The organism is Streptomyces coffeae (genome assembly GCF_016741875.1).
Classification (GTDB): domain Bacteria; phylum Actinomycetota; class Actinomycetes; order Streptomycetales; family Streptomycetaceae; genus Streptomyces; species Streptomyces coffeae.
In genome coordinates this window covers 132,217-150,740 of the sequence record NZ_JAERRF010000022.1, presented here as the reverse complement: position 1 = coordinate 150,740, position 18,524 = coordinate 132,217, and the positions used below count along the sequence as shown (strand labels likewise).

At 70.3% G+C, this 18,524-nt stretch carries 19 protein-coding genes and 4 pseudogenes; 8 read left to right on the top strand and 15 right to left on the bottom strand.

Features of this window, described 5'->3' with window-relative positions; genetic code table 11:
* Window positions 1–161 precede the first annotated feature (161 nt).
* The 6 genes and pseudogenes from JK363_RS42925 to JK363_RS42920 all read right to left on the bottom strand — a co-directional run.
* Window positions 162–412, bottom strand: a pseudogene (locus JK363_RS42925) (DNA primase); the annotation flags it as partial.
* Between the two features lie 197 nt (window positions 413–609).
* On the bottom strand, window positions 610–2,010 hold the full coding sequence (locus JK363_RS30265; RefSeq protein WP_201879787.1) for an amino acid permease: 1,401 nt from the start codon (window positions 2,008–2,010) through the stop codon (window positions 610–612).
* A 36-nt stretch (window positions 2,011–2,046) separates the two neighbouring features.
* Entirely contained in the window at window positions 2,047–4,230 is a 2,184-nt protein-coding gene (locus JK363_RS30260) for a phage holin family protein (protein WP_307821917.1), read from the bottom strand.
* A gap of 106 nt (window positions 4,231–4,336) precedes the next feature.
* Window positions 4,337–5,224, bottom strand: a complete 888-nt coding sequence (locus JK363_RS30255) for a TIGR03943 family putative permease subunit (protein WP_201879784.1) — start codon at window positions 5,222–5,224, stop codon at window positions 4,337–4,339.
* Window positions 5,221–6,246 (bottom strand): permease, encoded by a 1,026-nt coding sequence (locus JK363_RS30250; RefSeq protein WP_307821916.1) that lies wholly within the window; start codon window positions 6,244–6,246, stop codon window positions 5,221–5,223. The genes JK363_RS30255 and JK363_RS30250 overlap by 4 nt, the downstream gene beginning before the upstream one ends.
* 116 nt (window positions 6,247–6,362) lie before the next feature.
* A complete protein-coding gene (locus JK363_RS42920; protein WP_236076212.1) occupies window positions 6,363–7,361 on the bottom strand; it encodes a hypothetical protein in 999 nt (332 codons plus the stop codon).
* A 204-nt stretch (window positions 7,362–7,565) separates the two neighbouring features.
* Between JK363_RS42920 and JK363_RS30240 the strand changes: the two are divergent.
* A pseudogene (locus tag JK363_RS30240) lies at window positions 7,566–7,748 on the top strand (IS5/IS1182 family transposase); the annotation flags it as partial.
* A 94-nt stretch (window positions 7,749–7,842) separates the two neighbouring features.
* On the opposite strand, the gene JK363_RS30235 reads toward JK363_RS30240, so the two are convergent.
* Window positions 7,843–8,754: a LysR family transcriptional regulator gene (locus tag JK363_RS30235; RefSeq protein WP_201879781.1), complete on the bottom strand. Its 912-nt coding sequence runs from the start codon at window positions 8,752–8,754 to the stop codon at window positions 7,843–7,845.
* A gap of 119 nt (window positions 8,755–8,873) precedes the next feature.
* On the opposite strand from JK363_RS30235, the gene JK363_RS30230 reads away from it, so the two are divergent.
* Together JK363_RS30230 and JK363_RS45180 are read left to right on the top strand one after the other, a co-directional pair.
* A complete protein-coding gene (locus JK363_RS30230; RefSeq protein WP_201879779.1) occupies window positions 8,874–9,224 on the top strand; it encodes a DoxX family protein in 351 nt (116 codons plus the stop codon).
* 83 nt (window positions 9,225–9,307) lie between these two features.
* Window positions 9,308–9,460: pseudogene (locus tag JK363_RS45180) on the top strand (DUF8841 domain-containing protein); the annotation flags it as partial.
* Window positions 9,461–9,610: 150 nt separating this feature from the next.
* On the opposite strand, the gene JK363_RS30225 reads toward JK363_RS45180, so the two are convergent.
* Entirely contained in the window at window positions 9,611–10,372 is a 762-nt protein-coding gene (locus tag JK363_RS30225; protein ID WP_201879776.1) for a hypothetical protein, read from the bottom strand.
* 105 nt (window positions 10,373–10,477) lie between these two features.
* Between JK363_RS30225 and JK363_RS30220 the strand changes: the two are divergent.
* Window positions 10,478–10,824, top strand: a pseudogene (locus JK363_RS30220) (IS982 family transposase); the annotation flags it as partial.
* Between the two features lie 15 nt (window positions 10,825–10,839).
* Here the strand turns inward: JK363_RS30220 and JK363_RS30215 are convergent.
* The 5 genes from JK363_RS30215 to JK363_RS30195 form a co-directional block, all read right to left on the bottom strand.
* Complete coding sequence (locus JK363_RS30215; protein ID WP_201879770.1) at window positions 10,840–11,226, bottom strand: hypothetical protein; 387 nt, start codon at window positions 11,224–11,226, stop codon at window positions 10,840–10,842.
* A 64-nt stretch (window positions 11,227–11,290) separates the two neighbouring features.
* The gene (locus JK363_RS30210; RefSeq protein ID WP_201879768.1) at window positions 11,291–11,662 is read right to left on the bottom strand and encodes a hypothetical protein; all 372 of its coding nucleotides are present in this window, start codon (window positions 11,660–11,662) and stop codon (window positions 11,291–11,293) included.
* 122 nt (window positions 11,663–11,784) lie between these two features.
* Window positions 11,785–12,915, bottom strand: coding sequence for a methyltransferase domain-containing protein (locus tag JK363_RS30205; protein ID WP_201879765.1), 1,131 nt, complete (start codon window positions 12,913–12,915; stop codon window positions 11,785–11,787).
* A gap of 223 nt (window positions 12,916–13,138) precedes the next feature.
* A complete protein-coding gene (locus JK363_RS30200) occupies window positions 13,139–13,696 on the bottom strand; it encodes a GNAT family N-acetyltransferase (RefSeq protein WP_307821915.1) in 558 nt (185 codons plus the stop codon).
* Between the two features lie 41 nt (window positions 13,697–13,737).
* Window positions 13,738–14,148 (bottom strand): RidA family protein, encoded by a 411-nt coding sequence (locus tag JK363_RS30195; RefSeq protein WP_201879763.1) that lies wholly within the window; start codon window positions 14,146–14,148, stop codon window positions 13,738–13,740.
* A 206-nt stretch (window positions 14,149–14,354) separates the two neighbouring features.
* On the opposite strand from JK363_RS30195, the gene JK363_RS30190 reads away from it, so the two are divergent.
* Window positions 14,355–14,966 (top strand): hypothetical protein, encoded by a 612-nt coding sequence (locus JK363_RS30190; RefSeq protein ID WP_201879760.1) that lies wholly within the window; start codon window positions 14,355–14,357, stop codon window positions 14,964–14,966.
* Here JK363_RS30190 and JK363_RS30185 read toward each other — a convergent pair.
* Window positions 14,917–15,330, bottom strand: a complete 414-nt coding sequence (locus JK363_RS30185; protein WP_201879757.1) for an ATP-binding protein — start codon at window positions 15,328–15,330, stop codon at window positions 14,917–14,919. The genes JK363_RS30190 and JK363_RS30185 overlap by 50 nt on opposite strands.
* Before the next feature lie 120 nt (window positions 15,331–15,450).
* Between JK363_RS30185 and JK363_RS30180 the strand changes: the two genes are divergently transcribed.
* Window positions 15,451–16,272, top strand: a complete 822-nt coding sequence (locus tag JK363_RS30180; RefSeq protein WP_201879754.1) for a helix-turn-helix domain-containing protein — start codon at window positions 15,451–15,453, stop codon at window positions 16,270–16,272.
* Window positions 16,269–16,565, top strand: coding sequence for a DUF397 domain-containing protein (locus tag JK363_RS30175; RefSeq protein WP_201879752.1), 297 nt, complete (start codon window positions 16,269–16,271; stop codon window positions 16,563–16,565). The genes JK363_RS30180 and JK363_RS30175 overlap by 4 nt, the downstream gene beginning before the upstream one ends.
* On the opposite strand, the gene JK363_RS30170 is transcribed toward JK363_RS30175, so the two are convergent.
* Window positions 16,550–17,695 carry an FAD-dependent oxidoreductase gene (locus tag JK363_RS30170; protein ID WP_201879750.1) on the bottom strand — a complete coding sequence of 382 codons (1,146 nt, stop codon included), beginning with the start codon at window positions 17,693–17,695 and terminating at the stop codon, window positions 16,550–16,552. The genes JK363_RS30175 and JK363_RS30170 overlap by 16 nt on opposite strands.
* A gap of 82 nt (window positions 17,696–17,777) precedes the next feature.
* Between JK363_RS30170 and JK363_RS30165 the strand changes: the two genes are divergently transcribed.
* Window positions 17,778–18,518, top strand: coding sequence for a TetR/AcrR family transcriptional regulator (locus JK363_RS30165; RefSeq protein ID WP_201879748.1), 741 nt, complete (start codon window positions 17,778–17,780; stop codon window positions 18,516–18,518).
* The last annotated feature ends 6 nt before the right edge of the window (window positions 18,519–18,524 follow it).

Genomic DNA, 18,524 nt, shown 5'->3' with positions numbered 1-18,524 from the left:
AGCCCCACCTCAATGGACACCGGGCCCGCAGTGATCGCGATGGATCGTCCCCGCCTCGGTCACGGTGTGCGAGCCGTACGCGGATTCACGCACGCACTGGCTCTACCCCCGAGGAGCGGGCCCGTCGGTCCCGATACAGCCCTTCGGGCTGCTGGTCGCGGTCGTGCGGGGTGGTCCTCAGTTTCCGCGTAGGCCCGTGGTGGCCACGCATACGCGCTCGGGTCCGGTGAGGTCCTTCTCGCCGCCAAGGTAGGGGTGGGCGCCATTGACCGAGCCAGGTCAGGATTCCGGTGCCTTCCTCGGTGACGAGGATGTCGACCTTGCGGGCGTCGGGCACGACGCGTTCGAAGGGGACGAGCCGGATGCGGCGCCAGAAGGCGAAGCCGTCGGTGTTGACCTCGGGCCGGTGGTTGACTCGGCCATGTCGCCGGCGGCTCGGACGACGGTGTCGTGGTCGTCGGGGATCCAGCAGTAGCCATTCCACTTCAACCAGCCTCAGCGTGTTGGTAGTCGCTGGCGTAGAGGTGAGCGAAGGTCTTGGCCATGCCGCGGTCGGCACGCGAGCGCCCCGCCCGGAGTGCGCGGCCGACCGGCCCGGCCCGCGCGAGGTCAGCCGACCGGGTCGGCGGCGACCGGGTCGGCCTCGGGGGTCGCCGCGACGTCGGGCCGCGCCGGGGCGCCGGGCGCCCCGGCGGCCTCGCGCCGGCCGCGCGCCGCCATCCAGACGTAGACCAGCACACCCGCGAACAGGAACAGCACACCCTGGTACACCGCCGCGTACCCGGCGCCCGCGACCAGCCAGAACGAGAAGCCGAAGGCTGCCAGCGCCAGGGTCATGTCCCAGACGAAGCGCCCCGTCCGCACCTCCTCGCGACGCCCCGACAGCAGGAAGTACAGCTGGGCGGAGGCCGCCAGCAGATACGGGACCGTGGCCGAGAACGTGGTGATCAGGACGAGGATCTCGAAGAGACCGCCCGAGCCGGAGGCGTAGTTGACTACGGTCAGCAGCGTGGCCAGCACCACGCCCACGAACACCCCGAAGGTCGGCACCCCACGCCGCTTGGCGCCGAAGGCCGCCGGGAAGAGGCCGTCCCGGGCCGCCGCGTACGGCGCCTGCGCGCTCATCAGGATCCAGCCGTTGAGCGCGCCGACGATCGAGACGACCGCGGCCGCCGCGATCAGCGTGCCGCCCCACGCGCCGCCGAACATCGCGTTCACCGCGTCGGAGAAGGGGGCGGTGGAGTTCACCAGGTCGTCATGGGCGACAGTGCCGAACACCGCCACCGTGCCGAGCAGATAGACCACGGCCGCGCCGATCGTGCCCAGCACGCTGGCCCGCCCCACATTGCGCTCCGGGTCGCGGACCTCGCCCGCGCTCATCGACGCCGACTCCACGCCCACATAGCTGTAGAGCAGGATCGCGGCCGCCGCCGACAGTCCGCCGACCGCGCCGCTGCCGGTCTCGTTGAACGCGCCGAGGTTGTCCGGGTCGAAGAAGAACAGCCCGACGACGGCGACGAAGAACAGCGGAACGAACTTGAGCACCGTGGAGACGATCTGCACCGCGCCCACCCAGCGGCTCCCCGCCAGGTTGGCCAGCGCCGGAAGCCACAGCGCCAGCAGCGCGATCCCGAGGTTCACGCCCTTGCTGTCGTGGCCCGGCGCCAGGACATGCACATAGCCGACCGCCGCCACCGCGAGCGCCGCGTTGCTGACCCAGGTCATCGTCCAGTACGACCAGGCCGACAGAAAGCCCGCGAAGTCGCCGAACGCCGCGCGGGCGTGCACATACGGCCCGCCGGTGCGCGGATCGCGCTCGGTCAGCCGTCCGAAGACCAGCGCGAGCGCGATGGCACCGACCGTCAGGACGACAAAGGCGAGCAGGCTGAGGGTGCCGAACGGGGCGACGGAGGCGGGCAGCAGAAAGATGCCGCCGCCGATGATGTTCCCCATGACGAGAGCGGTCGCCGTGGGCAGGCCGAAGCGGCGGTGGTGGTGCTGGTCGGGCATGTGAATATCGTCATGGACGATGTACGGCGCACCAAATCACCGGGTTTTGTTCGGCGCCACCCGGCTGACCACAGGAAATGATGCGGCCGTGGCGCCGTTCAACCGTGATTTCTCCGCCGCCCCCACCGTTGTCTCCGGAACTTCCGGGATCTGCGGGATCTGCGGACCGTTCGCCTCCACCAGCCAGCGCCGCAGCACGGTGTGCACCCGCTCGGCCCCCACCAGTTCGTCCCCGTCCCCCACCGGCGGGCTCAGCTCCCCGGGCCACAGCAGGAACGGATGGCCCTGTTCCCCGCCGAGCCCGCCGTGCGAGCCGATCTGGCCCTCGAAGGCGTGCACCGCACCGGTCGTCGCGTCGTACGCGGAATTGACCATGATGTCGGGGGTGTTGGAGAAGTGCGCGGTGCGCCGTACGGCCGCCACCGCCCCGGGCCCGAAACGCGTCAGCGGGCTGGTCCCGAGGGTCCGCCCGCTGTCCAGATGGTGTTCCGCACCGTCGCGCCCCAGCACCACCGCCCCGTGTTCCTCGGACATCACCAGCAGGAACCCCACCCCGGGGTGGTCGGCGAGCGTCCGCAGCAGCGCCGGGTGGCGGGCGTCGATCCGCTCGCGGGTCATCCGGCCGGGGACGTCGGGGAAGGACACCAGCCCCAGGTTGCCGGAGGCGAGCACCACCGGCTCGGACGTCCGCTGGCCGACCGTCCCCCGCCGCTCCCCGTCCTTCTCGGGCCGCCGCAGCGCCGCCCGCGCCGCCTCGCGTGCCTCCGCACCGCGCGCCTCCGCACCGCTCTCGGTCCGCCCGGCCCGCCGGGACACCGGCAGTCCGCAGCCGGCCCGCACCAGGTCCTCCAGTGTGAGCCCGTACGCCCCCGCGAAGGTGGCGCCGGGGCTCTGCCCGTGGTCCGACAGCAGCACGATCCGGTACGCGCGCGGCGCCCGCTCGGCCACCTTGGCGATCAGCGCGATCGACCGGTCGAGCCGGGCCAGCACCTGCCGGGCGTCCCGGCTGCGCGGCCCGGAGTGGTGCGCCACTTCGTCGTACGCCACCAGATCGGCATAGACGGCGGAGCGCCCGGAGAGGATGTCCCCGATCACCGCCGCCACCACCACATCCCGCTCCACGACCGTGGCGAACGCCCGGATGAAGGGGTAGGTCCCGCCGCGCTTCACCCGCGGCCGCTCCCGGCGCAGCTTGGCCCGGGTGGACTGGGCGAGCTCGCGGACGACCTCGGCGAGGAAGGACACGGCGGTACGGGTGGCGTTGGCCGGGTCGGAGAAGTACGCGAAGTAGCCGGACCGGGAGCGGTTGTGCTTACCGCGCCGGGCCGCCACCGACAGCACCAGGGCGAGCTGGTCCGCGCCCCCGGTGAAGAGGTTTCCCCGGCTGGCGCCGTCCACCGTCAGCAGTCCCTCGTGCCCCGCCCTGGCCGCCGCTCTGCGCTGCAACTCGGCCGCGCTGGTCGGCCGGTTGCTCACCCTCACCTCCCCGGTCTCCTTCTCGTACCAGCGGAAGGCGGGCACGTCCTCGTTGGACCCGTGCAGAATGCCGAGCTGGCTGGCGCCGGTCTGGCTGGACCAGTCGGTGCGCCAGGGCATCACCCGGTGGCTGTCCCCCACCCACCCGGCGACCGTGGGCATCACCGGCGGTTTGCCGTCCCGCGCGCGCAGGGCCTCCCGCAGCACGGCGTGGCCCACCCCGTCGAGCTGGAGGAAGACCGTCCCCGGCGGCAGCGCCCGGCCGCCGTCCTCACCGAGCCGGCGCCGTCTTCGGTCCGCGAGCCGCGCCAGCCGCCGCCGGTAGGCACCGTCGTCCCGCACCGTCAGAAATGTGCTGGTGGCCGAGGACGCGGCCGACATCACGGCCGCCACCACCATCGCGGTCTCCGGCTCCACCGCACCACGTCCGTCGGGGATCAGACTCAGCGCGAGCAGCAGCATCGAGCCGTTCAGCACGAACACCAGCAGGCCCAGCACCAGCGCGGGCATCAGCAGCAACGCCCGCACCAGCAGCGGCCACACCAGCGCGCTCAGCACACCGAACGCGCCCGCCCCGCTCGCGGCCGTGATGGCGATCCGGGTGGTGCTGTCACCGTCGCCGGACTGGAGGCGGAAGTCCGGCAGCACCGCGGCCAGCGCCAGCATCGTCAGCGTGGACACCGCCCATACCGCCGTCACCCGCAGCAGGGCTCCCCCCACGGTCTTCCATCGGGGCTTGTGCACGCCGTAAGCCTCACTTCGTGTACCCGCCGCACACCGCACGCGCGGACCGGCTTCCAGCGTCGCACAAGGCCACCGGCCGCGCCGGGCCGGAGACACGTGCTCGTGCTCAGCCGCCCCAGCTCTCGTACGGATCGTGCGGGACCGGCACCGGCCGCACCCGGTTCACCTTCAGATACGGGATGACACCCCCGTTGACCGGGTCCTTGGCCCGCCGCGCGGTGTAGCTGCCGGTGATCTCGACCCAGGAGTCCGGTTGCAGTACGGGCGGGATCCGCCCGGTCAGCCCGATCTTGACGGGCTGGGCGTCGGCCGCGCAGCAGCTGAGGACCATACGGACGAGATACGGTGCGCCACCCCGGTCGAGCGCGATGAAGCCGGTCATGGTGATCCGGCGGTGGCCGAGGGAGCGCCCGTGGTCGTAGGCCGCGCGACCGCCGTAGTCGGCGAGGCCGAGCCGGACGGAGCCGCCGGTGCCGCGGGTGGGGAGGTCGGGATAGCCCCAGGACGGTTGCAGGGCGGTACCGCTGCGCATGGCGGTGTACGAGCCGAGCGCGGGCGGGGCGACGAGGATGAGGGCGACGAGGGGCAGGACGAGCAACCAGGAGACACGGGGTTCGCGGTGCGTGTGGGAGTGCGGCGGCCCGCCCTCGCCGGTCGCACCGTCGTCGCGAGCCGCGCCGGTCTCGCGGGCCGCCTTCGCCTCGCGAGGCTCCGCCACCTCGCGGACGAGCTCGGCTTCTTGGACCGCCGTGGCCGCCTGGGCCCTCCCGGTGTCCCGCGGCTCCGCGGACACGTGCGGCTCCGCCGACACCCGTGGCCGCCGCAGTTCGTACCAGACGGTGGCGATGGCGGCGGCGATCAGCACGACCCCGGCCGCCAGCAGCAACGGCCGCAGCCCGGCCTTGACGTAGCGCAGATACAGATCGGTGACACCGGCCCGCAGCAGCGCCACACCGGTGAGGAACAGCACGGCCGCCTGTGCCTGCCGGTTCACAGCAGCACCGCCCCGGTCAGGGCCGCCACCACGACGGCCAGCGCGAAGGTGGCGGGCGCGAACCGCAGCGCGAATCCGCGGCCGAAGGTGGCGGTCTGCATGGCGAACAGCTTCAGATCGATCATCGGCCCCACGACCAGGAACGCCAGCCGGGCGGTGAGCGAGAACTGCGACAGCGACGCGGCCACGAACGCGTCGGCCTCGGAGCAGATCGACAACAGCACCGCGAGGACGGCCAGTACCAGCACCGACATCACGGGTCCGTCGGCCGCGGCGCGCAGCCAGGCCGCCGGGACCATGGCCTTGAGGGTGGCCGCGACCATCGCGCCCACGACGAGGAAACCACCGGCGTGCATCACGTCATGGCGTACCGACGCCCAGAACGCCGCGCCCTTGCCGAGCCCCTCGGCCGACGGACGGGCCGGTGGCCGCAGCCAGTCGGTCCGCCCCAGCCGGTGCCACAGCCAGCCCATCGCACACGCCACGAGCAGACTCGCCACGAACCGGGCGAGCACCATACGGGGTTCACGGGGAAACGCGACGGCGGTGGCGGTCAGCACGATCGGGTTGATCGCCGGAGCGGACAGCAGAAACGCCAGCGCGGCGGCCGGGGTGACCCCCCGCCGCACCAGCGCCCCCGCCACCGGCACCGAGGCGCACTCGCACCCGGGCAGCACCGCCCCGGCCACTCCGGCGGCGGGCACCGCCAGCGCGGGCCGCTTCGGGAGCGCGCGGGCGAAGAACGACGGCGGGACGAACACCGCGATGGCCGCCGACAGCAGCACCCCGAGCACCAGGAACGGCAGCGCCTGGACCACCACCGCGACGAACACGGTCATCCAGCTCTCCATCGCGGGCGCGGCAAGCCCCCGCCGGATCGGCCCCTGCGCCACGACCACCAGAAGCAGCAGCATGGTCAGTACGAGCGGGGACGCCGCCTGCCGCCCCCGCGCCCCGTCCGCCTCGCGCCGCTCCCCCTTGTCCGGGGCCTCCTTGGGCGGGGCTGCCTTGGTGATGGCCACGGGTGGGATACCTCCGGCTCGGGCGGTGTGGCTGTTCGCCTTCCAGTACGCCCGCGGTGGCCCAGTTACTCATTCACCCATCTCAGGTTGAACTCGCCTTGTCGTAGACGCTGCTGTCATGCGGTGGTCCGCATCCAGTACGAGCGGGCAGCGATGGTCAGTGCGAGCCCGAACACGGCGAACGCGGTCATGCCGATCCAGGTGACCAGGAGTGCGTCGTCCGGGGTGTGGAAGTCGCCGCGTGGGATCGTCACCGCGCCTGCCGTGGCCAGGGCCGCGTAGCCGAGGCCGAACACCCCGTACGGCGCGAGGGTGGCGGCACCGATCAGGGCCGGGGTCAGAGGGAGCCAGCGCGGGACGCGACGGCCGTGCAGGACCGGTGTCCAGCGCGGAAAGACCTGGCCCCAGGGCCGGACCAGGCCCCAGAGGAGGAAGACCCCGAGTGCGGCCGGCAGTGTGGTGGCGTCCAGTCCCCAGGACTCCAGGGTGAGCCAGATCCCGGAGGCGCCGTTGCGTTCAGAGATCGCGCGCATCTCCTCGCCGGATACGCCGGCGAAGGTGCCGCCGGACGCCCAGATCAACTTCATCACCACGTAAGGGAGAAAGGCCATCGTGCCGGCGCAGGCGGCGAGCCGGACCGGCCGGGGAACGACGGAGAGTGCCGGGACGGGGGCCGCGACGGGCAGAGGGCGATCGGCGCGGGCGGTGGCCGCGAGCAGAAGCGCCCCGGCCGCCGCAAGCACGTGGTTCGTCGCCGAGGCCCAACTGTCCACTCCCTGGCCGAACATCAGCGTGACCACGTCCATGAGCAGGCTGAAGGCAGCGAGTGCGGCCAGCCCGCCCACCGCCCAGAGCAGTGCCCGCAGTGCCGGCCGCAGCCCGTAGCGCACCACCGCCCCGCAGGACATCGCTGCCAGTGCCCCCACCGCCACGACGGCCCACCCCAGTGCGGAAGGCCCTGGGTCGTCGCCATGGCGGAACAACGGAGTTCCACTCAGCGCACACGTCAAGCCGAACGCGGCGTACGCCACAGCCCAGAACATCGCCGCCCAGCTCACCCAGCGCGGCCACCACGTGCGCCAAGGCGTCTTCGTCACCCGCACATCAACGGTCATGCCCCGAATATCACATCTGAGCCGGCAGCCCAGCCTCGCCCGCTTGAACGATCCCCCTCCCTCTATCGGGTGAGTGCCCACCAGGACTCAGTAGCCCTGGACGAGTTAGAGCTTGCGCAGATAGGCGCGATGGAACATCCCGGGAATAGAACAGGCGCATGGCCTGGCGATCCTGGAGTTGCTACGCTCTGTGATAATCGGGGCGACTGGATCATCTTCGACAAGCTGCTCCAGCTCCTGCGGTTCGGCTGCTCCTACGAAGCCATAGCGGACACCACCTGCTCGGCCACCACGATCCCCAACCGCCGTGACGAGTGGATCCGACTGGGCATCTTCGCCCGGCTCCGGCACATCGCCTTGGACGCGTACGATCGCATCGTCGGCCTCGCCTGGCAGAACGCCTTCCACCGGCTTGCACGTTGCTACGAACGCCGCACCAGGGTCATCAACGCCTGTTGTGCAGTCGGCACCGGGCGTGTGGTCAGGTGGTGGTCTCGTCTTGCCGGGGTCTGCTGTCCAGGCAGCAGCGGACGAATTCTTGAACGACGGGGTTGGAGTCGTCGGCGGGGGCCCAGGCGACGCCGACCTGACTGGGGCTGACGCCGATGACGGGACGGTAGGTGACGCCGGGGCGGGCGTAGAAGCGGGCGGCGGATTCGGGGGCGAGGGCGATGCCGTAGCCGTTGGCGATCGCGCTGAGCCAGTCGTCGGGCTGGTCGGTGACGGCGCCGATGCGGACTGCGTGGCCGTCGCGTTCGTCGGTGGCCAGCCAGTAGTCCCGCCATCGGCCCGATTCGGGCGGGGCTGCCACGAACGGCTCGTCACACAGGTCCCGGAAGGGGATCACGTCGCGTGCGGCCAGGGGGTGTGCCGTGGGGAGTGCGACGCAGCGGGGCTCGGTGAACAGCACCGCCACGCGCAGGGCATCCTGGCCGGGGAAAGGCAGCCGTACCAAGGCGACATCGACGTCTCCGGCGGCGAGTCCGGCGGACGGGTTCGACCAGGCGGCCTGCCGCATGTCGGCCCGCCAGCCCGGCCGGCAGCGGGCGAACTCCGCGATGATGTGCTGGGTCGCCTCGTTGGCGGCGCTGGCCAGGAAGCCGACTCGCAGCACGCGGGCTGCGCGGCTGGCCGTGCTCTTCGTCTCCCACAGGATCCGGTCCCACGCGGCCAGCAGGGCGGGCGTTCGCTCCGCCAAGGCCCGGCCCGGTTCGGTGAGGGCCATGCCGGTCCGGGACCGTGTGAACAGCGGCACTCCGAGCCGGGTCTCCAGCTGCTTGATCTGCTTGGTCAGCGCCGGCTGGGAGACGAACAGCCGTTCCGCGGCGCGGGTCAGGCTCCCCTCGTCCGCCACGGCGACGAAGCAGCGCAGCAGCCGGGTGTCGACATCCATGCCTTCAGGTTATAGATGCAGGTATTGGACGCCAAGCTCGGGCTCGGTGAGGCTTGTCGTAGCGATCGGGCAAGTGGCTCGCCCACGCTCGCCATGTGCTCAGCTGAGAGGAGAGGCGCATGTTCATCACCTACGTGATCATCACCGTCATCACGATCGTGGCCAACGCCGGGATCGCCGTCGCGGACCTCTCGAGGGCCAAGTTCGTCCTCGCCAACTCGGCCGAGGTGAGTCTCCCGCAGTCCTGGCTTCCGTGGCTCGCCGCGCTCAAGGCCGCTGGAGCCGTCGGGCTCCTGCTCGGGCTCCTGGGTGTCCGGTTCATCGGCGTCGCCGCCGCGACGGGGCTCGTCCTGTTCTTCGTCGGTGCCATCGCTGCACACACGCGTGCGCGTGTGTACCACAACATCATGTTTCCTGGCGGCTTTTTGGGGCTGGCCACCGCGTCTCTCATCCTGGCCGTCGCGCGATAGATGCCAGAGTGCCGCAGCGAGGTGATGTCCAGGGCTTCCGGCAGGGTTCGGGCGACGGCGCGCCGTCGCCATTCGTCAGGCAGATGGGACAGGCGAATCGGCAGCTGACCCAGCGCGGGAAGCGCCAGTGCGTGCAGCCGGCGATCCTGTCCTGGACGCGCTGGCACACCCGTGCCGAGCTGCCGCCGCCGGAACTCGCCCGGGTCCTGGGCGTGTACGCCACCCGCGTCATCACCCCGCGCGGCTCCGCCGCCGTCTGTGGTTCAGTCATGATGGCAGCACAGGCACAGGTCTCCCCAGTGATCACAGGGCGTCGCAACTCCATGATCGCCAGGACCTGTGCCTGTGCTGCGGCCGAAGTGCCACCACCGCGCCTGCGCGACCCCTTAGTCCGAAGTCCCGCCTGCCGCGTACAACTCGGCGCGGATCCGCTGGGCGGTCCGCGCGGCGAACGAGATGCCGGTTTCCTTGTCACCGCCGGACGTCACGATGGCGAGCACGCCTCCGACGCGGACATCGACGGCGTAGGACGGAGTGCCGTCGTACTCGTCACCGCCGGTTTGCCGCGAGATCTCCAGCAGCGCCTCGTCGCCGAGGGCGGCGACCTCCTGGGCCTCGTGGTGCTCCTGGATGGGGGCGGCCTCCGTGTCGAAGGTGACGTCCGGACAGGCTTCGTGGAGCCGGCGCCGGATCTCCAGATAGCGCTCGGTGCGCCCGGCGGACATCGACACCAGCTGGACGGTGACGATCCGGCCGTTCTCCGCGGCGCGTGCAAGGTGCACGGTCTGCTGGACGCTGGCCCCCTCGAAGTCCCTCATCTCCACGCGCAGGTCGTCCCCGGGCTCGCACTGGGTCCAGTCGCCTCCCCCGTACCGGCCGAAGAGCCCCAGGTACGTCCCGGTGACCTTCGCGTGCCTGCCCAACGCCCCGGCGGGCAGGAGTGCAGCCTTCAGCTCGGTTTCGGTGAAAACCCGTTTCGGGTCGGCCTCGCCGTCGACGCCGGGCGCCGTGGAGGGGGCGCCCGACGGGTCCCCCGTCGCGGCCGGACGCCCCGGATCAGGCGGCGCCTCCGTACTGCCGCACCCGGTGACAAGGACGGTGAGCATGACGGCGTGGCCTGCTATCCCCGCGCGTACGGCCGCTCGCACGGCACCTCCCCCGGTTCGGCCAACAGTTCGACCGGACACCCTGGACGAATGAGTGAGAAGCCCTTCGGGCCTCGGACATGAGGTGAGGGCCTCGTTGGTCAGCTTGTGACAGAAGACCTCGAGACCCTCATCACCGCACTGTACGTGAAGATCGACGACGAGTTGGGAGGACCGCGATGGACGGGTCGGCCACCTGTACTGACGGACTCCGAGCTGGTCTGCGTGGCGGTCGCTCAGTCCCTGCTCGGCTTCACCGCCGAGCGGCACTGGCTGCGCTATGCCCGCAAGCATCTGGTCGGGCTGTTTCCGTACCTGCCCCGCAGTCCTGCTACAACAAGCGGCTGCACAGCGCACTGGGCCTGGTCAAGCGGGTCATCCGGATGGTGACGAGGGACAGCGACTTCTGGCTGGACGACTGCTGGATCGTCGCCTCGACCCCAATTGACCAGGGCTTCGGACTCATTCGTCTAGGAGTTGGCGATCTCCCGGATCCGCTGGAGCTTCTCTTCGGTCGTGAGAGCGGACGGATTCCTCGACACCAGGCCGTCGAGAACACTCCGTACGTTCGCCTGCTCCGGGCAGAGGACGGCATCGAGCACGCGGGCACGGGTGCTGTTGTCCCGGACATAGACCCACACCTTGTTCCACTGGCGCGGTTCGGTGTTGCAGCGGGGGTCGAGAACCTCTCGCGGGAAGTACCCCAACTCATGTTTGCCCAGGGCCACGACGATCCCCTCCAGGACGCCCCTCCCCAGCCTGGTGTAGCCGAGCTCTTCCCGGAGTTGCCCGAGTGTGGTCTCCACGAGCCCGTCGTGGGCGACTGCTTCGTCGTACATCCGGCTCAGTCCAGACATGTACCCCACCCCTTGAATGAAACGTTCCGTGCCCCGGCATCGGACGAAGTACGGGCAGGCCGCGTCACCGCCCCTCCCAGCGCAACTTGCCGACGGTGACCCGCTCGCTGTCCATCAGCGAGGTGTGCGTGGCCGCGACCGTGATGAACAGGACGAGCAGGAAGCCCGGAACCGGGCTCTTGCCATCGGCCACCCCGAGGACGACTCCGAAGACGGCGATCTCAGCGCAGATGTAGACCCCTGCGATCCAGGGCTTCACCACGCCTTTGACGGCAGCGGCCACGAACGGGACGGCGGCGGCGAAGGCGACGGTCAGGATCGGCAGCAGGGTCCAGAGAACTTGCGCGGTCCTGGTGTTGAACATCCTCGGGCGAGAGGCGGGCATCAGCGTGGTGGTGACATACGGGCTGAGGCCGGGCGACTGCGAGTTACTCATGAAATTCCCCCCACACATACAGTGAGCGCATTTCAGCGCATGTGGAGCACTCTGGGTAGGGGTGTGATGACTCTGATACGTGGTGTTCGAGCAGCCCGCTGTCGCTACGAGCATCCGCGTCGCTACGAGCGCCCCCGCACGGGCCACCTCGGCCCGGTGGCCGCGTCCTCGCACCAGGCGTACTGGCGCTCGGGCTCGACGGTCAGGCCGTAGTCGTAGAGCGGCGGGCCGCCCAGGGCGAGCCAGGCGGCCCACACCCGCTCCAGTTCGTCGGCCAGGCGGCGAGGCCCGCCCTGGAAGGCGATGGTTCCGCCGTCACCCGTGGCGGCGAGGGTCGCCCAGGACGTGATGCCGTCGTGCAACCAGGTGTTGACGCCGTCCTCGTCGATCGCCGTCGTGATCCGGACGTCGGGGAGGGCGACCCGGAGCGCGAAGAGCAGGTGCCAGTCGTCGCGCAAGGGCGCGATGTCCCGGGTGACGGGCCGTTCGTCGGTCGGCGGGCCGTCGCCGCGCACCTCGGCGAAGTCCCGGCCGGGGCCGGTGCCACGGGCGGGCATGAAGGTGGCGAGGCCCTGGACCCAGCCACTGGCGGAGCGGCCGTCGTCGGCGACCGTGAGGGCGACATGGCCCAAGTGACCCCAGGGGGTGACGATCCGGCCGCCGGGCCGGGTCTGCTCCACCCAGGCCCACGGCACGGCGTCCACGGCGTAGGTGGAGATGACCCGGTCGTACGGCCCGCCGGGCGGGCAGCCCGCCGCCCCGTCGCCGACGTGGACGGCGACCTCCGCGCCCACGGCCTTGAGCCGCTCGGCGGCCCGCCCCGCCAGCTCGGGGTCCACCTCGACACTCACCACCCGCCCGTCGGCGCCCACCCGTTGGGCCAGCAGGGCGGCGTTCCAGCCCGTGCCGGTGCCCAGCTCCAGCACCCGGTGGCCGGGCTCGAGGAGCAGAGAGTCCAGCATGTCCACCACGATGCCCTGGGCCGACAGACTGGACGACGGAACACCGCCGGTGACCTGGGTGACCGCCGCCGTGTCCGGCGACGCGTACACCTCGGTGGCCCACCGCTCGGGATCGACGGAGCGGTCGAGGGGCACGTACGCGTAACCGTCCCAGCACCACAGCCGGTCCGGCGCGAAGGCGTCCCGTGGCAGGGTGGCGACGGCCCGGCGGATCCAGGAGGACCGGGCAGGCCAGGCGCCGCGCTGATCCATGGTGGCCGCCAGCGCGGCGCGATGATGGTCGAACGTCATCGGCTACTTCTTGTGCTTGCCGTTGCCGGACTCCGGAGGCGGGACCTGACCGTCACTGTTGCCCGGCGGCGGCTTGCCCTGACCCGGGTCGGGCGGTGGCTTCTCGTGCTTGCCCATGGTTCCCCCTGATGCGACGGCTTGAGCCCATCGTGACGTGAGGGGCAGGGTGGCGGGTAGGGCGCACGGGTGTGCGTCGGGTCGCCCGCGCGGCCATCGTTCCGCATCACGCCGGAGCGTCGGCCCGTCGTCTATGCAGGTGACCGTCCCTGGGGAAGGGCGGTCGGGCGGGAAGGACCTCGTGGAACCGGTATCCGGCCTTCTGCGCGACCCGGCACGAAGCGGAATTGTCCACCTGGTGGAGCAGTTCGAGACGTCGCAGACCTTCGGCCGCGAAGGCGTCGAAGGCCCAACTGGTGAGGGCGTCGAGAGCACGAGGGGCCACGCCCCGGCCGCGGGCATGCGCTGCCGTCCAGTAGCCCACCTCGGCGGACTCCTGGCTCGGACCGGTTCGCTTCATGACCACCTCGCCGGCCAACCGGCCTTCACCCGTGCCGGATTGTTCCTCCTGTACGGCAAAACTCAGCAGTTCGCCCGTCTCCCAGCCACGCCTCCGAAGCTCAAGCCGCTCCATCGCGTCCTCGATGCTCTCGACGTGGTGTCGCGTCCACCGACGCAACGTGGGATCGCGGTAGGCCCTGACCAGCGGTTCGACGTCGTCATCGCCCCAAGGGCGCAGAAGGAGCGCAGCGGCGGACGGCGTCGCGTCCACCCGTAACGTCACATGCACCAGTGTCCTCCGCCCCTGCCCACCGATCCTGCATGTCAGGAATCCACCACGGCCGCGACCGCCTCGATCTCCACCAGTTGGTCGTTGTAGCCGAGCACGGTGACCCCCATCAGCGTGCTGGGCACGTCGTGGTCACCGAGTGCGTCCCGGTACACCTCCCATGCCGCCACCAGGTCCTCCTGGCGGGAGGAGGCGACGAGGACACGGGTGCTGATGATGTCCTCCAGCGACGCACCGGCCTCCGCCAGGGCGGTCTTCATGTTCTCCACGGCCTTGGCCGCCTGCCCCGCGACGTCTCCGATCGCCGCCGTGGAGCCGTCCTCGTTGAGCGGGCAGGCTCCGGCGAGGAAGATCATCCGCGATTCGGCCGGGGCCGTGGCCGCGTAGGCGTACTCGGCGACGTCGGACAGGGACGCGGAGCGGATCAGCGTGACAGCGCGGGGCACGGGCGGTTCCTCTGTCGGCGGATACGAGTCGCGCACGACCCTCTCAAAGACCGGCCCTGTATTCGACGTATTTTTCCGGGCCGCCTCCGCCACACGGGTGAGCCAGTCCCTTCTTGCGGTCGATGTGTCAGGCCACGTTCGGCTGCGACCTTGAGGGAGCACTCGATCTCCGCGCCGATCTCACCGTTGAACATGGGGAATTGACCATGGCCTCTCGCACCATCCTCATGAAGTTGCACGGTCGGAGGGCGCCGGGCGTGCCCCGCTGGGCCGCGTGGACTGCCTACACCATCACCTTGGTCGCGTTACCCTCCTGCGTCTGGCGAATCGCCGCCGTCAACTTCAACGCCCCGCTGCTGGAACACGACGCGAAGACCCCGGCCGCCCCGGAGACGTTCGACGGGGAGTGGTGGTACATCATCGGACTCAGCCTCGTCAGCGAGATGCTGGCGTTCCTCGCGGTCGGGCTGGTCGCCCAGTGGGGTGAGGTGTGGCCGCGCTGGATCCTCGGCCTGCGCGGGCGCCGGGTGCCGGTCCTGGCGGCCGTCATTCCGGCGGGCCTCGGCTCGCTGGGGTTATTGGTCTTCCCGTACGCGATGGTCATGTCCGCACTCGGCCTGAAGATCACCGGGGAACCCCATGCGATGGTCGCGCACGGTTGGCAGGTCGTCGCCTTCTGGGTAGCGTACGTGCCGCTGGCCGCGTGGGGTCCGTTGCTCGGCATCCTGACGGTGCACTACTACCGGCGGCGCCGCTCTGTCCGGCCACCTACAGCCGTAGCCGCGCCCACACCGTCTTGCCGACGACGCGTTCCCTGACACCCCACGCCTCGGCGAGCGCGTCCACGATCGCGAGCCCCCGCCCGGACTCGTCGTCCGGGGCGGCTTCCGCGATCACGGGGAATCCCTCGCGCGGATCGGACACCTCAAGCCCGACCAATTTTTCTGCGTCATATGCGATACACACTTCGAAGTACCGCCCTGGTACACGGCCATGCCGTACCGCGTTGGTCGCCAGCTCGGAGAGGATGAGCTGCACGACAGCCCTCTGACCTGCGCCAACGCCCCACGCGAAGAGCGCAATACCGGCTGCGTGCCGCGCATGGTGGACAGAGTGAGGGACGGGAGTAAACCTCTGGTTCCAGCCATGGAGTGGGTTTACGTTGTGACTTTCCGCGTTCATGGACCCACTGTCGGTGCAGGCGGCTAGCTTCACTAGTGACAGAGCGTCGACGGCGGCGACCGGCAACTGCGGTCGAACGCACGTTGATTGATGTTGAGCCGCGTTGAGGGGTGGGCCGAGATGTCACAGTCGAAGAAGAAGGACTCCGCTCCGCCGACCGTGCAGTATTTCGCCGCTGTGCTGCGGCTTCTGCGCGAACGGGCGGGCCTGACGCAGGACGAGCTGGGCGCGCTGATGAGCTATACGGGGTCGGCGGTGAGCGCGGTGGAGACGTGCGCGAAGCCGCCGACGGACGAGTTCATCGATGCGGCCGAGAAGGCACTGGACGCGGGCGGGTTACTCAGGTCGGCAATCAAGTACTTGAGGCTTGAGCGCTACCCGGTGTACTTCCAGGGTTTCGTTCAGCTGGAACAGGAAGCGGTGAGTGTCTCGTCGTACTGCACGCAGGTCATCGATGGACTTCTACAGACCGAGCAATACGCCCGCGCGCTGCTCAAGAGCAACTACCCTCCCTTTGAGACGGACGAGGTGGAGCAACTGCTCGAAGCTCGAATGGACCGCAAGCCGTTGCTCAGCCGCAAACCGATGGCGCTGATCCACGTCGTACTCGAAGAGGCCGCGCTGCGACGGAAGATCGGCGGGCCTGAGGCGATGCGCCAGCAGTACGAGCACTTGATCAGCTGCGCCAGCGGCGCGAACGTGACCATTCAGGTCATGCCCTCGAGCCGCGCCGAGCATGCTGGCCTGCACGGCCCGATGAAGCTGATCGAAACTTCTGACGCAGCCACCCTTGCCTATATGGAGAGCCACGGCGAGAGCAGCCTGGTATCCAAGCCGGACAAGGTAAGTGTCCTGGCCCGCCGCTATGCCATGATGCGCACGCAGGCTCTCGGGCCTGAGGAATCCCAAAACTTCATCGAGCAGCTGATGGGTGGACTATGAGCAATCTCGCCTGGTTCAAAAGCAGCTACAGCGACGCGGGTGGCGGCGACTGCATCGAGGTCGCCTACGACTGGCGCAAGTCGAGCTACAGCGACTCCTCTGGCGGCCAGTGCGTCGAGGTCGCCGGCAACTGGCACAAGTCCAGCCACAGCGACTCCACTGGCGGCGACTGCGTCGAGATCGCCACCGCCCCCGCCGCCGTCCACATCCGGGACTCCAAGAACCCCGGCGGCCCCAACCTCTGCATATCTGCCGCCGCCTGGTCGGCCTTCCTCGACTACGCCTCCGGCTGACCCGCCCGCTTCTCGAAGAACTCCAGCAGCCCCCGCGCCCCCTTCGGTGACATCAGGACCTCCATGATGTGCTTGGACTCACGCGCGGCGGCCGCACCTCGCTCGAACATCGCCGTCTCGTAGTGGCGGATGGCGGCGGCCGGGTCGGCCGCCCCGTTCGCCAGGGCGAGGCCGAGTTCGGCGGCGTCGAGCATGGCGATGTTGGCGCCCAGGCCCGACGGTGGCATCAGATGGGCGGCGTCGCCGAGCAGGGTGACGCCGGGTGTGGAAGACCAGCTGACACCGATGGGGAGCATGGTGATAGCGCGTGGCACCACCGTGTCATCGCAGGCCCGGATCAGGGCGGTGAACTGCGGGGCCCAGTCGGCGAAGAGACCGGCCAGGGCCGCGCGGGCGCGGGGTGGGTCCGTGAAGGGGATGGCGCAGGTGGTGAGCCAGTCCTCGGGGGTGTGGAAGCTGAGGTAGACACGGACCCGGCCGTCGCCGTTGCGCTGGGCCGCGAGGGAGCGGTCGGGGCCGAGGGCCCAGTAGTTGCCGCGCCCGACCATGGCGGCGAGGTCGGGGTGGGTGCGGTCGATGTCCGGTATCCCCAACTCGACGGTGTTGACGCCCACATGGAAGGGCTGGGCATCGGTGAGCAGCGGACGGACGCGGGAGCGGGCGCCGTCCGCACCGATGAGCAGATCACAGTCGGCGTGGCCGCCCTCGGCGAAGTGCAGCCGGTGTCCGCCACCGGGCAGAGCCGTGGCGTGGTGGAGCGAGTGCCCCCAGACGACGGTCCGTTCGGGCAGTGAGTCGAGCAGCACGTTCCGCAGGTCGGCGCGGTCGACCTCGGGGCGGTCGAGCGGGGCGTCGTCGGGGGTGTCCTCCTGGAGGAGCAGGGTTCCATCGGGTTCGAGCAGACGCATGTCCTGGCCCTCGCGGCGGGCGATGGCTTGGAAGGCGTCCTCCAACCCGGCTTCGCGCAGGGCGCGTTGACCGCTTTCGGTGTGCAGGTCGAGCATGCCGCCCTGGGTGCGGGCCGCGCGGGAGGGCTCGCGTTCGTAGACGACGGCGTCGATGCCGTGGCGGTGCAGTACGCGGGCGAGGGTCAGCCCGCCCGGTCCGGCTCCGATGATCGCGATCTTCATGGTGTTCTCCCCGTTCCAATGAATTCGATACGGCGTATCGATCGATACACTGTATCGGACGATGCCACGGAAGGACACGGCCATGGATACGGAAGAGCAACCCGGAGACGGCGAACCCACCCTCGTATGGGAGCGGCCCGAACCGCCCGGCCGGGCGGCGCTCTCACCGCTCAGCAGGGACCGGATCGTCCGGGCCGCGATCGAACTCGCCGACGCGGACGGGCTGGAGGCGGTATCCCTGCGCAAGGTGGCCGCCGCGCTGGAGGCGGGGCCGATGCGGCTGTATCGCTATCTGTCCACCAAGGAGGAGCTGTTGGACCTCATGGTGGACGCGGTGTACGGGGAGATCCGCTCAAACGGACCGGAGCCGGACACCGGCTGGCGCGAGGCGCTGCGCTCCCACGCCCACCGGGTGCGCCACGCGGCGCTGCGGCACGAGTGGTTCGTGGATCTGCTGGGCGGACGGCCGCACCTCGGACCGGAGGCGCTGGGCCATCTCGAGGCGTCACTCGCGGCGCTGCGCGGGGCACCGGGGTTCGGCGGGTCCATCGACGCGGTGCTGAGTGCCGTCGCGACGGTCAACTCCTATGTCATCGGGGCGATCAGACAGGAGGTGGCCGACCTGCGCGCGGAGCGTGTCTCCGGTCTGAACGAACGGCAGTGGCAGCGCAGTGTGGGCCCGTACCTCGAACGTATGCTGGCCACCGGCCGCTATCCCACGCTGGCGGAGGTCGTGCGGGACGCCACCCACCCCGACGCGGACACCGTCTTCGACACCGGCTTGGACTGTGTGCTCGACGGTGTGGCCGCCCGGCTCGCCTGAACGCGC